The 15,427-nt window shown below is 71.5% G+C and carries 14 protein-coding genes, 1 other RNA gene and 1 pseudogene; 3 read left to right on the forward strand and 13 right to left on the reverse strand.

Annotation, left to right across the window (positions count from 1 at the left end; genetic code table 11):
- The coding region (locus tag G6021_RS05125; RefSeq protein ID WP_187700456.1) for a hypothetical protein at positions 1–222 on the reverse strand (222 nt) is incomplete at its 3' end.
- A 19-nt stretch (positions 223–241) separates the two neighbouring features.
- Positions 242–1,582: a type I glutamate--ammonia ligase gene (gene glnA / locus G6021_RS05130; protein WP_179525009.1), complete on the reverse strand. Its 1,341-nt coding sequence runs from the start codon at positions 1,580–1,582 to the stop codon at positions 242–244.
- 225 nt (positions 1,583–1,807) lie between these two features.
- Between glnA and panB the strand changes: the two genes are divergently transcribed.
- Together panB and pip are read left to right on the forward strand one after the other, a co-directional pair.
- Positions 1,808–2,671: a 3-methyl-2-oxobutanoate hydroxymethyltransferase gene (panB, locus tag G6021_RS05135; protein ID WP_182610486.1), complete on the forward strand. Its 864-nt coding sequence runs from the start codon at positions 1,808–1,810 to the stop codon at positions 2,669–2,671.
- A gap of 17 nt (positions 2,672–2,688) precedes the next feature.
- Positions 2,689–3,684, forward strand: coding sequence for a prolyl aminopeptidase (gene pip, locus G6021_RS05140; RefSeq protein ID WP_182610485.1), 996 nt, complete (start codon positions 2,689–2,691; stop codon positions 3,682–3,684).
- 32 nt (positions 3,685–3,716) lie between these two features.
- On the opposite strand, the gene G6021_RS05145 is transcribed toward pip, so the two are convergent.
- Positions 3,717–4,535, reverse strand: coding sequence for an SDR family NAD(P)-dependent oxidoreductase (locus G6021_RS05145; RefSeq protein WP_182640786.1), 819 nt, complete (start codon positions 4,533–4,535; stop codon positions 3,717–3,719).
- Positions 4,536–4,600: 65 nt separating this feature from the next.
- Positions 4,601–6,109 carry an FAD-dependent oxidoreductase gene (locus G6021_RS05150; protein WP_182640780.1) on the reverse strand — a complete coding sequence of 503 codons (1,509 nt, stop codon included), beginning with the start codon at positions 6,107–6,109 and terminating at the stop codon, positions 4,601–4,603.
- Between the two features lie 127 nt (positions 6,110–6,236).
- Between G6021_RS05150 and G6021_RS05155 the strand changes: the two genes are divergently transcribed.
- Positions 6,237–7,868 (forward strand): CYTH and CHAD domain-containing protein, encoded by a 1,632-nt coding sequence (locus G6021_RS05155; protein WP_182640781.1) that lies wholly within the window; start codon positions 6,237–6,239, stop codon positions 7,866–7,868.
- A 99-nt stretch (positions 7,869–7,967) separates the two neighbouring features.
- Here G6021_RS05155 and G6021_RS05160 read toward each other — a convergent pair whose 3' ends face one another.
- The 9 genes and pseudogenes from G6021_RS05160 to G6021_RS05200 form a co-directional block, all read right to left on the reverse strand.
- Positions 7,968–8,141, reverse strand: a complete 174-nt coding sequence (locus G6021_RS05160) for an SPOR domain-containing protein (RefSeq protein WP_182610482.1) — start codon at positions 8,139–8,141, stop codon at positions 7,968–7,970.
- A 72-nt stretch (positions 8,142–8,213) separates the two neighbouring features.
- Complete coding sequence (locus G6021_RS05165) at positions 8,214–9,173, reverse strand: crotonase/enoyl-CoA hydratase family protein (RefSeq protein ID WP_182610481.1); 960 nt, start codon at positions 9,171–9,173, stop codon at positions 8,214–8,216.
- Positions 9,170–9,955, reverse strand: a complete 786-nt coding sequence (locus G6021_RS05170; RefSeq protein ID WP_182640782.1) for a crotonase/enoyl-CoA hydratase family protein — start codon at positions 9,953–9,955, stop codon at positions 9,170–9,172. Before G6021_RS05170 ends, G6021_RS05165 begins: the two co-directional genes overlap by 4 nt.
- A gap of 23 nt (positions 9,956–9,978) precedes the next feature.
- On the reverse strand, positions 9,979–11,625 hold the full coding sequence (locus G6021_RS05175; protein WP_182640783.1) for an acyl-CoA dehydrogenase family protein: 1,647 nt from the start codon (positions 11,623–11,625) through the stop codon (positions 9,979–9,981).
- Positions 11,626–11,709: 84 nt separating this feature from the next.
- Positions 11,710–12,447 (reverse strand): PaaX family transcriptional regulator C-terminal domain-containing protein, encoded by a 738-nt coding sequence (locus tag G6021_RS05180; RefSeq protein ID WP_182640784.1) that lies wholly within the window; start codon positions 12,445–12,447, stop codon positions 11,710–11,712.
- A 93-nt stretch (positions 12,448–12,540) separates the two neighbouring features.
- Positions 12,541–12,967: RNase P RNA component class A (rnpB, locus tag G6021_RS05185), an RNA gene on the reverse strand.
- A 15-nt stretch (positions 12,968–12,982) separates the two neighbouring features.
- Positions 12,983–13,618 (reverse strand): annotated as a pseudogene (locus tag G6021_RS05190) (histidine phosphatase family protein); the annotation flags it as partial.
- A gap of 8 nt (positions 13,619–13,626) precedes the next feature.
- Positions 13,627–14,358 (reverse strand): C4-type zinc ribbon domain-containing protein, encoded by a 732-nt coding sequence (locus tag G6021_RS05195; protein WP_182616368.1) that lies wholly within the window; start codon positions 14,356–14,358, stop codon positions 13,627–13,629.
- An 11-nt stretch (positions 14,359–14,369) separates the two neighbouring features.
- Positions 14,370–15,427, reverse strand: a 1,058-nt coding sequence (locus G6021_RS05200; protein WP_182640785.1) for a Nif3-like dinuclear metal center hexameric protein, incomplete at its 5' end; no start/stop codon positions are given.

Genomic DNA, 15,427 nt, shown 5'->3' on the forward strand with positions numbered 1-15,427 from the left:
ACCCGTGGTCGGTCCGCCGTCCTGCGCCTCGGCGGCCAGCGCCTCCCTGAGCCGGACCAGCGCCCCCAGGGCGAGGTCCGGGTCGGGCGCGCGCGAGAGCGCCCACAGCATCGGGACCGCGTCCTCGTCGGTCCACCCCAGGTAGTCCAACCAGTCCCCGGCGCGCTGGTCGAGCAGTCCGAGCCTGCCCGGGCTGGGCACCCTGGACCGCGACGACTCCATGCTCACCTCGACCGTCCGGTCACAACGCGAGGTAGTTGCGGAGCTCGTACGGGGTCACCTCGTTGCGGTACTCCCGCCATTCACGCCGCTTGTTGCGCAGGAAGAACTCGAACACGTGCTCGCCGAGCGCCTCGGCGACGAGCTCCGACTCCTCCATGGCGTCGAGGGCCTGCTCCAGGCTCCCCGGCAGGTCCGTGTAGCCCATCGCACGCCGCTCGCGCCGGCTCATGGTCCACACGTCGTCCTCGGACTCCGGCGGCAGCTCGTAGCCCTCCTGGACGCCCTTGATCCCGGCGGCGATCATCACCGCGTACGCGAGGTACGGGTTGCACGCCGAGTCCGGGCTCCGCACCTCGATGCGCCGCGAGGAGGCCTTGTTGGGCGTGTACATGGGGACCCGCACCAGCGCCGAGCGGTTGGCGCGGCCCCAGGTGGCGGCGGTGGGGGCCTCGCCGCCGCCGATGAGCCGCTTGTAGGAGTTGACCCACTGGTTGGTGACGGCCGAGAACTCCGGCGCGTGACGCAGGATGCCCGCCACGAACGACTTCGCCGTGGTGGACATCTGGTACTCGTCGTCCGCGTCGTGGAACGCGTTGGTGTCGCCCTCGAACAGGCTCATGTGCGTGTGCATGGCCGAACCCGGGTGGTCCCGGAGGGGCTTGGGCATGAACGACGCCCACACCCCGTTGTTCATGGCCACCTCCTTGACGATGTAGCGGAAGGTCATGATGTTGTCCGCCATGCTCAGTGCGTCGGCGTAGCGCAGGTCGATCTCCTGCTGCCCCGGTGCCCCCTCGTGGTGGGAGAACTCCACCGAGATTCCCATCGCCTCCAGCGCCTCGATCGCGTGACGCCGGAAGTGCGGGGCGGAGTCGTGCACGGCCTGGTCGAAGTACCCGCCGTTGTCCGTCGGAACCGGCTCGGCACCGTTGGTGTCGAGGTCTTTGAAGAGGAAGAACTCGATCTCCGGGTGCACGTAGCAGGAGAAGCCGAGGTCGGCGGCCTTGTTGAGCTGGCGGCGCAGCACGTGGCGCGGATCGGCCCAGCTCGGGCTGCCGTCGGGGTTGAAGACGTCGCAGAAGATGCGCGCCGAGTGCTGGCCACCGTCGGCGTGGGCCCACGGCAGGACCTGGAACGTCGAGGGGTCGGGCTTGGCGACCGTGTCCGCCTCCGACACCCGCGAGAACCCCTCGATGGCGGAGCCGTCGAAGCCGATCCCCTCCCCGAACGCCCCCTCGAGCTCTGCCGGGGCGACGGCCACTGACTTCAAGGTCCCGAGAACGTCGGTGAACCAGAGCCGGACGAACCGGATGTCGCGCTCTTCCAAGGTCCTCAGAACGTACTCCTGCTGGCGGTTCATGCCGTCCAACCTAGTGCCTGTCGTGTTACGAGCGTGTGACATCGGGTCCCCGACACGCCCACCTGGGCCCCCGCCCGTGGGCCTCCCGCCCCATGGCCTGCCGAGCCACGCCGCCCGGCTCGTGGCACACTCGTCGGCGACGGCCGCGTCCGTCACCGCCCCCTGTCCACCCGGGGACCGGCCATCCCGCCGGCCTCGAGGTCACCGTAGGAAGGCCACACCGCAATGAGCGACAACCCCGACACCCCGGTCTACGGTTCCGGCGGCACCCCGGACGCCGGACCCCGGGGTCTGACGCGGGTGACCCGGATCCACCACCTGGCCGAACTCAAGGCCGCGGGGGAACCCTGGCCGATGCTCACCGCCTACGACTTCGTCTCCGCGCGCGTGTTCCAGGAGGCCGGGATCCCGGTTCTCCTGGTCGGGGACTCGGCGGCCAACGTGGTCTACGGGTACGACACCACGGTCCCCGTCACCGAGGACGAGATGATCCCGCTGGTGCGGGCCGTGACCCGGGGGGCGCCGAAGGCACTGGTCGTGGCCGATCTGGTGTTCGGTAGTTACGAGGCCTCCCCGGTGCAGGCCGTGGCCGCCGCCACGCGGATGATGAAGGAGGGCGGCGCCCAGGCCGTCAAGCTCGAGGGCGGCGTGCGGATGGCCCCACAGATCCGGGCGATCGTGGACGCCGGGATCCCCGTGATGGCCCACATCGGCTTCACCCCCCAGTCGGTCAACGGCCTGGGGGGCTTCCGCGTCCAGGGGCGCGGGGACGCCGCCGACGAGCTGCGGGCCGACGCCCGCGCCGTGCAGGAGGCCGGGGCCTTCTCCGTCGTCATGGAGATGGTCCCCGCCGACCTCGCCCGCGAGGTCACCGCGGAGCTGGACATCGCCACGGTCGGCATCGGCGCCGGGAACGGGTGCGACGCGCAGGTGTTGGTGTGGCAGGACATGGCGGGCCACGGCACCGGACGGACGGCCAGGTTCGTCAAGCGCTACGCCCGCCTCGCCGAGACGCTGCGCGACGCCGCCCGGGAGTACGGCGACGAGGTCCGTTCGCGCGAGTTCCCCGGCCCGGACCACTCCTTCTGACGGCGCGGTCAGCCTCGATGAGCCAGCAGACCACGCTCCGCACCCCGTACCCGCGGATCGAGCCGTACGAGACCGGCACGCTCGACGTGGGCGACGGTCAGCACCTCTACTGGGAGTGCTCGGGAGACCCGGACGGTTCCCCCGTGCTGTTCGTCCACGGCGGTCCCGGCGGCGGGACCACCCCGGAGCACCGCCGGATGTTCGACCCCGCGTCCTACCGCATCATCCTGGTGGATCAGCGCGGCTGCGGCCGGAGTGCGCCGCACGTCGCCGACGGCGCGGACCTCGCCGTCAACACCACGTGGCATCTCACCGCCGACCTCGAGCGTCTGCGCGAGGCCCTGGGGATCGAGCGCTGGCTCGTGTTCGGCGGCTCGTGGGGGACGACGCTCGCGCTGGCCTACGCGCAGGAGCACCCGGATCGCGTCCGCGGCCTGGTCCTGCGAGGGATCTTCCTCTGCCGGCCGTCGGAGATCGACTGGTTCTACCGGGGCGGCGCCGCCCACCTCTTCCCCGACGCGTGGGAGGGCTACCTCGCGCCGCTCGTGGCCGCCGAGGGAGCCGACGCGGTCCACCGGGCGGGCTTCGACCACGTGGCCGCCTACCACCGCCTCCTGCACTGCGGTGATCCGGCGATCGAGATCGGGGCAGCGCGAGCGTGGACGAGGTGGGAGACCACGACGTCCACGCTGCTCCCCCGTCCCGGGACCGGGGACGACGACGAGGCCGACAGGTTCGCCCTGGCGTTCGCCCGCATCGAGAACCACTACTTCGTCAACGACGCGTTCCTCGACGGCCGCGCCATCCTGGACCGCATGGACAGGATCTCGCACCTGCCCGCGGTGATCGTCCACGGGCGTTACGACGTGGTCTGCCCGGTCACGAGCGCGTGGGAACTGCACGCGGCCTGGCCGGGCTCCGAGCTGCACATCGTCCCCGACGCCGGGCACGCGATGGCCGAACCGGGCACCACACATCACCTGCTCGAGGCCACCGACCGCTTCCGACCCTGAACCCGCCTCCCACCCCGGCGAGGATGGTCGGGTCAGATCACCCCGAAGTGGCGGGAGACGGCCACCGTGCCCTTCTGGTAGCCGGACGGGAACAACCGGACGAGCGCGTCGATCACGTACGCGTCCGGGCCCACCAGCACCCTCGCTCGGCGCCGTTCGACGCCGTCGAGGATCACCCGCGCGGCCGTCGACGCCTCCGTGCGCGCGAACTTGGCGTCGAAGATCGTGGCGAAGGTCGCGCTGTCCAGGCCCTCGGCCGCGCCGGCGCTCCTGGCGACCGCGGTCCTGATGCCCCCGGGGTGGACGCAGGTGACCTCCACCGGGTGGCCGGCGGCGAGCATCTCCATCCGCAGGGACTCGGTGAACTGTTGCACCGCGGCCTTGGCCGCGTTGTAGGCGTTCTGGGTGGGCACCGAGAGGATCGCGAAGATGCTGGAGATGTTGACGATGTGCCCGTCCCCGGAGGCGATGAGGTGCGGCAGGAACTCCTTCGTGCCGTGGACGACCCCCCAGTAGTCCACGTCCATCACCCGGGCGATGTCCTTGTACCCGGATTGTTCGACCGACCCGGTGAACGCGATGCCGGCGTTGTTGACGACGAGGTTGACCACGCCGAACTGGTCGACCACCCGGCCCGCGTACTCCGCGACGGCGGCCTGCTCCGTGACGTCGAGCCGGTTGGAGTGCACCTCCACCGAGGACTCCGCCTCCACCAGCCCCACCGTCTCGGCCAGTCCGTCGACGTCGACGTCGCTCAGCGCCAACCGGGCTCCCCGGCGCGCCGCCTCACGTGCGAGTTCGCGACCGATGCCGGAACCGGCACCGGTGATGACGACGACCTTGCCGTCCATCCGCCAGCGGGGACGGCGGGCGGTCAGCCCACCCAGCGCCGCCATCGCCTTTCCGATCGGGGCGCTCACCGGAGTGCCCCCTGCCCGGTCGGCACCGCGGCGGGTTCGTCGATCGCGGTCCGGCGGTAGGCGCTCAGGTCGAACTCCCTCGTCTGGTTGCGGTAGCAGAAGGTGAAATCGGGCCACACGGCCGGGGCGTTGCCCTTGGCGTCCAGGTACCAGCTCTTGCAGCCGGTCACCCAGACGGTCTCCCCGGTGTTCTCGCGGAGTTCGCGGTTGTAGGCGTTCTGGACCGCCTCGCGGACCTCCACCGTCTGCAGACCGCGGTCACGCATACTGCGGATCGCGTCCACCAGGTAGTTCAGCTGGGACTCGATCATGTAGATCATCGACGAGTGACCGAGACCCGTCGCGGGACCCATCAGGACGAACAGGTTGGGGTACCCCGCGACCGTGGTGCCCTTGTACGCCTCCATCCCCTCGCTCGACCACTTGTCCGCGAGGGTCCGGCCTGCCGCGTCCCGGACGCGCTCGAAGAACGGGGAGTCCGTGACGTGGAACCCGGTGGCCACCACCAGCACGTCCGCCGGGTGCTCGGCGCCGTCCGAGGTGACGATCCCGCCCTCGGTCACCCGGCTGATGGGAGTGGTCACCACGTCGACGTTCCGCCGGGTCAACGCGCGGTACCAGGTGTTGGACAGCAGGATGCGCTTGCACCCGATCTCGAAGTTCGGGGTCAGCTTGCGCCGGAGACCCGGGTCGCGCACCGACAGGGCCAGGTGCGCGCGCCCGATCGCCTTGATCGGGGCGAGGGCCGCACGGGTCCGGGTCAGTCCCACCACCTGGAACTCGCGGCTGGTGTACTGGAGCGCCCGGACGGCGCGCTGGAGACCGGGGACCCTGCGGTAGAGGGCCCTCTCGAACCCCGGGTACTCCCGGTCGATCCGGGGCAGAACCCAGGGAGCGGTGCGCTGATAGACGTCCAGATGCTCCACGGTCGGGGCGATGGACGGCACCACCTGGACGGCGGAGGCGCCGGTACCGATCACCGCGACGCGTCGACCGGCCAGGGGCACCGAATGGTCCCAGCGGGCCGTGTGGAAGACGGGGCCGGCGAAGTCGTCGATCCCGTCGATCTCCGGGAGCCGGGGTTCACACAGCGCGCCGACCCCCAGGACCAGGACCCTCGCGTCGTACTCCCCTGCCGTCGTGCTCACCGCCCACCGCCCGCGGGTCTCGTCGAAGCGCGCGGCGGTGACCTCCACGCCGAACCTGATCTTCTCCCGTACGCCGGTGTCGTGGGTGACGCGGCGGATGTAGTCGTAGATCTCGCCCTGCGGGGAGAACGCTCGCGACCACCCCGGGTTGAGGGCGAAAGAGTAGGAGTACAGGTGGGAGGGCACATCGCACGCCGCCCCCGGGTAGGAGTTGTCCCGCCACGTGCCGCCCACGTCGGAACCCCGCTCGACCACGATCACGTCGTCGACTCCGTCCTCGGCGAGTCTGATGGCCGCCCCGAGACCGGAGAAACCGGCCCCCACGACGAGGACGTCGACGGTTGTCGTCTGATCCACTTCTTCTCCCAACGACGAGCATGTGATCGGAACCACTGGGATCTTACCCGCAAGTAAGTCCGGGGAGTGGCGGGCCGGTCGGGACGAGGGGGACGCCGTGTTCACCCGGGACTGATACAACCAGTCCATGACGATCAGCGAGACGGTGGAGATCGAGAGCAAGTTCGAGGTCGGGCCCGACACTCCGGTCCCCGCCGCGAGCGCATTCGCCCCGCTGGTGGCGGACGACCCGGTGGTGCACGAGCTCTCCGCCACGTACTACGACACCGCCGACCTCTCCCTCACCCGCCACAAGGTCACGCTCAGACGCCGCACCGGCGGTGACGACGCGGGGTGGCACCTCAAACTCCCGTCCGAGGCGGGACGGGTGGAGCTGCGGCTCCCGCTGGATCACGGAGACGACGTCCCCGACGAGTTCGTCGCCGCGGTGGCGGGACTGGTCCGCCGCCGACCTCTCGCGCCCGTGGCCCGCGTGGACAACCGGAGGCACGTCGTGCTCCTGCGCGACGGGGAGGGGACCGCCGTCGTGGAGTTCTGTGACGACCACGTCACGACGGATTCCCTCGTCGCCGAGGGCGCAACCGCGGGCGCCGCCGGGGACTGGCGGGAGTGGGAGGTCGAACTGGTCGATCCGTCGCAGCCCCGGGCTCGGGACCATCTCGCCGCCGTGGCCACCGCGTGCACCTCGGCCGGGGCCAGGACCTCGTCGTCGTCGTCCAAACTCGCCCGCGCCATCGGCCCCCTCCCCGACCCTCCGGACAGGGGCGTCTCCGCCGTGAGGGACGCCCTGCGCGAGGACCTCCACCGGGTACTCGACCACGACCCGGCCGCCCGACGCGTGACGATGGTGGGGGTCCACCAGATGCGGGTGGCGGTCCGCGGTCTCCGCAGCACGATCAGCTCGTTCGCCGAGGAGCTCGAGGCGGAGACCGGACACACGGACATCGACCTGGCCGCGGTGCTCGAGGAGCTCAAGGTGCTCGCCGCGGTCCTGGGCAAGGTGCGCGACATCCAGGTGGTCGAGCACCGGCTCGGGGAGCTGGCGGCCGGGTACCCGGAGGACGTGGTGAGCACGCTGACCAGGCAGCGGCTCCGCGTCGAGCTCGGGGCGGAGGAGCGGCGGGCCGGCGCGCGGGTGACGGCCGCACTGGGTTCCGAGCGGTACCTCGACCTGCTCGACCGGCTCCACCTGCTCGTCGAGCTCGCCGGCACCGGGCCCGAGGTCGGGTCGTCTGACGGGTCCGTGCTGGGACCGACCTCGAAGAAGCGCAGGCGCGAGGCCGAGGACATGATCCTGCGTGGGGTGGACCGGCAGTTCGCCAAGTTCACCAAGGCCCGCACCCGCACCGAACGCGACCTCGAGTCGCTCGAGTTGACCCTGGCCCAGCGGGAGGAGCTGACCCACGTCGTCCGCAAGCGCGCCAAGGCCCTGCGGCGCAACGTCGGCGCCCTACGGGAGTCGGACGGGCTGACCGTCGCCCCGCTACGCACCGCCTGCCAGCGACTGCACACGGTGCTCGGAGACGTCCAGGACAGCGTGACCGCCCGGAGGTGGATCCGGCGGATCGCGAGGCGGGCGGAGTCCGCGGGCGAGTCGACGTTCGGATTCGGGGTGCTCTATGAGCACGAACGCGGATTCTCCGAGCGCGCGCTCGACGGGTTCGAGAACGACGCGGCCACCGTCACCGCGGCCTACCGCGAACTGTCGGAGTCCCGGCGCGCGGCGCGACGGCGGAAGAAGAAGAGCACCAAGAAATAGGGCGGCGGCGAGCAGTGCCGCCCGGCCACGACGGGCGCCCCACGGGGTTCCCGGTGGGGCGCCCGGGGCTGAGTCCGGCCGGTCTCAGCGCTCCCGGTCTCAGTCCTTCTCGTCCTCGGCGTCCCACGCCTCGTTGCGGGACTTCGCCTTGGCCAGCGCCGCCTCCGCCTCACCGCGGGTGGCGTAGGGACCCATGCGGTTGTCCCAGTTGGTCACCTTCCCCTGGACCGCCTTGCCCAGGGCGATGTCGTAATACCACTGCTCTTCCGTCACGACGGACCTCCCGGGTTCGCTCGGCGTTCCTGTGTCCCGAGCCTACTCGCGGCGGGGTCCGGGATTCCCCGGTTACGGGCGTGTCGTCGCCGAGTCCCCGGGCCCGGCATGGGGCTTGGCGTCACCGAACGGCTCGTCTCGCCGCCGGACCGCCTCCCGGAAGCCGTCGGCCGCAGCCCTCGCCTGGAAGGCGTATCCCTCCGGGGTGTGGCGGGCGATCCCGTCGAAGACGGTGCTGATCATGCCTGAATTGGCCACCCCCTGGGCCAGCAGGGCACTGTTCAGCGCCAGCTTGGCCATCACGAGCTGGTTGACCGGCATCCGCGCGATCCGCCCGACGAGGTCCTCGGTGCGGTCGTCCAGTTCCTCCGGCGGAGGTGCGTCGATCGCGAGCCCCCAGTCATGCGCCTGCCGCCCCGTGATGAGGTCGCCGGTGAACAGCAGGCGTTTGGCGCGTTGGTCGCCGAGCCGGTGCGCCCACATCCCGGACGCCGGGATGCCCCAGACCCGGGCGGGCGGGTACCCGATCCGGGTGTCGTCGGCGCAAATGATCAGGTCGGCGAACAACGCGATGTCGGTGCCGCCCGCCACGGCGAATCCGTGCAACTTGGCCACCGTGGGTTTGTTCGCGTGCAGGAGGCTGGAGAATCCGCGGTTGAACCTGCTCATCATCGCGTAGTCGACCATCGGGTCCCACGTGACGCGCGGGTCGTGGTTGCGGGCCTGGACGCCCGGATCGAGCACGGATCCGCCGGCCTCGCCTGAGGCGTCGGATGGGTCGGATGGGTCGCCTGCGTCGCGGGCCATCCCCTCGGCGAAGATCGACAGGTCGTAGCCGCCACAGAACCCCTTCCCTCGCCCGGACAGGAGGATCACGTGAACCGCCGGGTCGAGGTCGGCGCGCTCGACGGCGGACGCGAGTTCGACCGGGGTGTCGCTCGTGATGGCGTTACCGTGCTCGGGGCGGTCGAAGGTGATCCGGGCGATCGCCCCGGTCACCTCGTAGGTCAGGGTGCGGTAATCGGTGTTCATCTGCCCGTCTCCTCTGTGGCCTGTGCCTGTCCGAAGGAGCCGTGACGCCCGGCTCCGTCGGCGAACCGCGCCGCGCCCGCGACCGCCCCGGCCTGCAGCGAGATCAGGCCGTGGTCATACTCGTTCCTGATCGCCGCCTCCTCGTCGAGGCCCTCCTGTTCCAGCAGCGACAGCCGGTCCCGTCGCATGCACTCCTGGGGGAACCGCGAGATCTCGGTGGCCAGGTCGATGGCTGCCGTCAACGCCGTGCCGTCGGCCACCACCCGGTTCACCAGACCGATGTCCAAGGCCTCTGAAGCACTCACCGGGCGGCCGGTGAGCACGAGGTCCATCGCGCGGCTCGTGCCGATGAGGCGCGGCAGGCGGACGGTCCCGCCATCGATGAGGGGCACTCCCCAGCGGCGGCAGAAGACGCCCAGCACCGCGCTCTCCTCCGCGACCCGCAGATCGGCCCACAGTGCGAGTTCGAGGCCGCCGGCCACCGCGTGGCCCGACAGGGCAGCGATGACCGGTTTGCCCAGTCGGAGCCTCGTCGGCCCCATGGGACCGTCCCCGTCCGCGGCGACCCGGTTCCCCGCGTCGCCCGCGATCGCCTTGAGGTCGGCACCTGCGCAGAAGGTCCCGTTCTCGCCGTGCAGCACGGCCACGGAGGAGCCGGGGTCCGCGTCGAAGGCCCGGAACGCGTCGGCGAGCGCCTGCGCGGTGGGCCTGTCGACGGCGTTGCGGACGTCCGGTCGGTCGATGCCGATCACGGTCACCGGGCCCTGAATCGAGACCGTCACGCCCGGGACGTTCTCCACGGCCCTCACCCGACCTTCGGGGTGACGCGGTCGAGAATCGCGGTGGTGTCCACGCCGGTCGGCAGCGTGCCGAGGACATCCCCGCGATCGGCCCCCAGCCTGCTGACGAGGAAGGCGTCGGCGACCGCCGGGTGGCCGTGGCGGAGCAGCAGGTAGCCCTGCAGGATCATCGCCATGTCCCCGACCACCCGGCGCGCGACGTACTGCGCCTCCTCGGGCCGCCCGGCGGCGACGGCGGTCAACGTCCCGCCCAGGCGATCGACGTCGCCGTCGAGTCGGGAGTCCGCACCGCGCACGGACGAGACCGTGTCGAGGAAGGTCTCGACCGTCTCCGGCTGCTTCGCCATGGCCCGCAGCACGTCCAGAGCCGCGACGTTGCCCGAGCCCTCCCAGACCGACAGCAGTGGAGCCTCCCGGTAGAGCCTCGGCATCCGGGAGTCCTCCACGTACCCGTTGCCGCCCAGACACTCCAGGGCCTCCGCCGCGTGGATCGGCCCGCGCTTGCACACGTGGTACTTGCTGACGGCGAGGCCGATCCGTCGGAGGGCGTCGGCCTCCCGGTCTCCCGCGTCGGCCAGGTCGGTGAGTTCGGCGAGCCAGAGCGCGACCGTCGTCGACGCCTCGGCCTCCACCGCGAGGTCGGCCAGCACGTTGCGCATCAGCGGCTGGTCGATGAGGGCCGCCCCGAAGGCCCGGCGGTGCATCGCGTGGTGGACGGCGTTCGCGACCCCGACCCGCATTCCGGTGGCGGTACCGAGTGTGCAGTCGAGTCGGGTCATGTTGACCATCTCGATGATCGTCGCGACGCCCCGGCCCTCGTCCCCGACGATCCAGCCGGTCGTCTGGTCGTACTCGACCTCGCTGCTGGCGTTCGACCGGTTGCCGAGCTTGTCCTTGAGACGCTGCAGCAGGAAGGGGTTGCGCGAGCCGTCGGGCAGGACCCGCGGGACGCAGAAACACGTGAGCCCACCCGGTGCCTGCGCGAGGACCAGGAAGAGATCGGACATCGGTGCGGAGGTGAACCACTTGTGCCCGGTGATCGAGTACGTCCCGTCGGAGTTCCGGGTCGCGTGGGTGGTGTTGGCGCGGACGTCCGACCCGCCCTGCTTCTCGGTCATCGACATCCCCGCCGTCAGACCCCGCTTGGTGGCCGGCGGCGCCAGAACCGGGTCGTAGACGGCACTCGTCAGCAGCGGTTCGAACGTCGCGGCGAGGTCGGGGGCGCGGCGTAGCGCCGGCACCACCGCGTAGGTCATCGAGATCGGACACCCGTGACCCGCGTCCGTCTGCCCCCACACACTCGTCTTGGCCGCGCGCACCAGATGGGGGTTGGGCCTGGGGTCCGCCCACGGGGCGCCGTGCAGACCGAACCCGACGGCGCGACGCATCAGCTCGTGGTAGGCCGGATCGTAGTCGACCTCGTCGATCCGGTTCCCGTACCGATCGTGCGTCCGGAGGACCGGAGGGTTGGCCTCCGCGCGGTCGCCCCACCCGAGGGCGTCGGCGGTCCCGGCGAGTCGGCCGACCTCGTGCAGTTCGTCCACCGCGTGTCCCGCCCCGGCCCGGGAGAGCGCCTCCAGGATCACCGGCTGCTCGGCAGCGTCGTACCCCACCAGGGGCGGGACCTGGTTTGTCACCGTGTGCGTCACCATGGACGGAGTATTACATAACTCCTGCGGTCAGATCTAGAGTGTAATAGTCATCGATCCGCCCGGACCGGACCGCATCCCGCACGGTCAGGTGCCCGCGCCCAGGACGCCGTTCGCGAAGCGGCCGAAATCGGTACGGAATCGCTGATAGGACTCGCGGAGACGCTCACCGGGCCAGTCGGCGGGCAGCAGCTCCGCGGGGAGGAGCGGGTCGTGCAGGATGTGCCTGACCGTCGCGGCCGCCACCTCGAAACGCGTGGACATCTCGTCGGCGTGTTCGGCCGCGGCGAGAAGGGCCGCTCCGTCGCGTGCCCATCCCGCGGGGTCGAACAGGCGTGAGGTCAGGGCGTCGACGTCGCCGGCGGGGACACAGGAGAACTCCTCCGACCTGGCCGTCAATGCATCAGAACGGACGACGTCGAGGTTGGCGGGCCGGAGCCACACCCCCTCGCGCAGCTCCGCGTACCGGAGCCCGGTCAGTTCGGATCGGGTCGCCAGACGTGTCGCCGCGTCGGCCGGGACCGTGACGACCTGCATCGACCACTGACGGTCCCAGGGCTTCAGGGAGGGCGAGATCGCCGCATCCTGCCGCTCCTGCCTCGAGATGAGACGGGGCGAGAGTCGGTACACCCCCCGGTCCCGCTCGAGGTCACCCGAGGCGACCATCCTGGTCAGGGCGACGCGCACGGCCGATTCCTGGAACCCGAGCCGCACGGCCACGTCGACGATGCCCGCCGCCGTCGACTCCGCGGGGTGCGCACCGAGAAGGGCACTGAGCACGGCCGACCGCGCGGGGAGCTTCATCGGGCGTGCGGGCGCGGGCATGGTCGGAATGATATCCGCGCTGGCCTCCACGGCCGCAGGCGATCAGCAGCCCCGAACAGGCGTCACGTGGACGGCCGCGGGGAGGGGCCGGGGCGAACGAGCCGGCCTGTAAGCCGGATCCTGTGCCCTCCGCGTACGGAGGGCGACGACCATCCATCTGGGCACACCGTCACCGGGTACCTCGAGCGGTCCACCCGCGGACTCGGGCGAGCAGCCCTTCCGTGCATCGCTGCACTCCATCCGCGCAGCCGCACCGCGGGCGGTGCGGCCTTCGACCTTGCTCCGGGTGGGGTTTACCGAGCCGCCCCGGTCGCCCGGGGCGCTGGTGCGCTCTTACCGCACCGTTTCACCCTTACCGCGCCCGCAGGCGCGGCGGTCTGTTTTCTGTGGCACTGTCCCGCGGGTCACCCCGGGTTGCCGTTAACAACCACCCTGCTCTGTGGAGTCCGGACTTTCCTCGGACCGGGGCCTTGCGCCTGATGGCGCCGGTTCCCCCGCCCGCGGCCGTCCGGCCGACTCGTTCGCCCTGGGGAGTCTAGTCGAGGTGCGAGGTGTCGTTGACCAGGTGCACCGACGTCGGCCCGTCCGGGTAGAAGCGCACGTCCGACACCGAGGCCAGATCCAGGTGGAGCCGGAAGAGGAGCTCGTCGCCGGCATCCAGAGCGGCGCGGATCGCCATCTTGATGGGGGTGACGTGGCTGACCACCGCCACCACGCCGCCCGGGCTCTCCTCGACGATCCGGCGCAGGCCCCGTTCGACCCGGGCGCGGACCACGGCGAAGCTCTCGCCCCCGGGTGGAGGCACGGCGGTGTCCGACATCCAGCGTGCGTGCAGTTCGGGGTCCTGCTCGGCGGCCTCGGAGAAGGTCAGGCCCTCCCACTGCCCGAAGTCGGTCTCGATGAGGTCGTCCGCGACCACCAGTGGGACCCCCGCCGCCTCGGCGGCGCGCTCGGCCGTGCCCAGACACCTGCGCAGGGGGGACGAGACCACGGCGGACAGCTCCGGGATTCGCGCCAGGCGGTCGGCGGTCCGTTCGGCCTGCACGACCCCCAGGTCGGTGAGGTCGGGGTCGCCCTGGCCGGAATAGCGACGGTCCACCGAGAGCGGGGTCTGGCCGTGGCGGGCTAGCACGATCCGGGTGGGCCTCCCGGCGGCCCCCGTCCAGCCCGGACCGCCGCTCACGAGTTGTCCGTGCGGACCACGATCACGCCGCACTCCGGGCAGGTCAGGACCTCGTCGGCGGGAGCGGTCCGGAACGCGGACACCGTGGTGCGGTCGAGATCCATCGCGCACGCCGAGCACCGGCCGCCGTTGAGGATCGCCGCGCCCACGCCCGCCTCCGCGGCACTACGGGAATAGAGGTCGAGGAGATCGGGGGGCAGGTCCTCGGCCTGGCGGGCCCGTTCGGCGGTCGTGACGGTCACGGAGTCCTCGAGCTCGGCGAGGGCGGTGTCGCGGACGGTGGTGGCCATGCCCAGCCGGGCGTCGAGGTCGGTGATGATCGCCCCGGAGTGGCGGACGTCGGCGACCACGGCCTCGTGGCGCTCGGTCAGTTCGGAGAGCTCGGCCACGAGATTCTCCTCGCGGCGGTGGAGCGACCCGAGCTCGTACTCGAGCTCGGTGGACTGCCGGTCGGACAACCCCCCGGCCGCCAGCAGGTCGGCGTCGTTCGCGCGGCGCCTGCGCACGGCGTCGAGATCCGAGCTCAGCTTGGCGATCGCCCGGTCCAGATCCTCCACGTGGATCCGGGCCCGCGCCGCGGACTCCACGGCCGCACGCCGCTCGGCCTCGAGCGTGTCCAGGACACCCTGTTCCGGGAGTGATCTCCGCCGGTGCGCGAGGGAGCCCAGGCGCAGGTCGAGCTCGGCGATGTCGACGAGTCGACGCTGGACGGTGGGATCGGCCTTCATGAGGGCCAAGACTACCGCCCGTCGCCCTCTCCCCCCGACGCCACCGTCCACGGGTCGGTGCGCAGGTCGCACACCGTCGCCGCCACCCCGACCCCCTCCTCCACCAGGGCCGCGGCCTGCGCACACCACGGGAACTCGAGCGCCCAGTGCGCGGCGTCCACCAGGGCCGGTCCGCCCTCCCTGAGGTGTTCGTCGACCACGTGGTGACGCAGGTCGCCGGTGAGGTACACATCCGCCCCCGCGGCCCGTGCCGCACCCAGCAGGGAATCGCCCGAACCCCCGCACAGCGCGACCCTCCTGATCTCCGTGTGCGGGTCACCGGCGGCACGGACCCCCCACCGTGTCCGCGGCAGCCGGGCACCGACGAGAGCGGTGAACTCCGCGAGCGACATCGGCTCCGCCAGGTCGCAGACGCGACCGAGACCGGTGTCCTCGGGGCCCGGGCCGGGCCCCGCGTGGTTGATCAGCACGTCCATGGCGGGGACCTCGTACGGGTGCGCGGCCGTGACCGCCCGGCGGACCTCGGATCTCAGTTCGGGTGGCGCCACGAACTCGACCCGCGTCTCGGAGACCCGCTCCGGCTCGCCGATCACGCCGATCGTCGGGTCCGTACCGTCGCCGGGGCGGAAGCGACCGGTGCCCGGCACGGAGAACGAGCACTCGGTGTACCCGCTCATCCGGCCGGCCCCGGCGGCGAAGACCGCGTGGAGGAGGTCCTCGACGTCGTCGTCGGGAACCGTCACCACCCATCTGTCGACGGTGCCGTCACCGGTCGGGACGAGCGGCCTGCCGGGGCTCAGACCCAGCGTCTCGGCGAGCGCGTCGTTGACGCCGGGCCGCGCGGAGTCGGCGTTGGTGTGGGCGGCGTACAGGGCGCAGCCGCCCAGGACCAGACGGTGCAGCAGGCGGCCCTTGGGGGTGTCGGCGGCGATCGAGTGCACCCCCCGCAGCAGGGGCGGGTGGTGGACCAGGAGCAGATCGGCACCCAGGGCGAGCGCGTGGTCGACCACCGCGTCGGTGGCGTCGACGGCCACCACGACCGTCCCGACCTGTGCGGACGGGTCGCCCA

Source organism: Dietzia sp. CW19 (assembly GCF_014145265.1).
GTDB lineage: Bacteria > Actinomycetota > Actinomycetes > Mycobacteriales > Mycobacteriaceae > Dietzia > Dietzia natronolimnaea.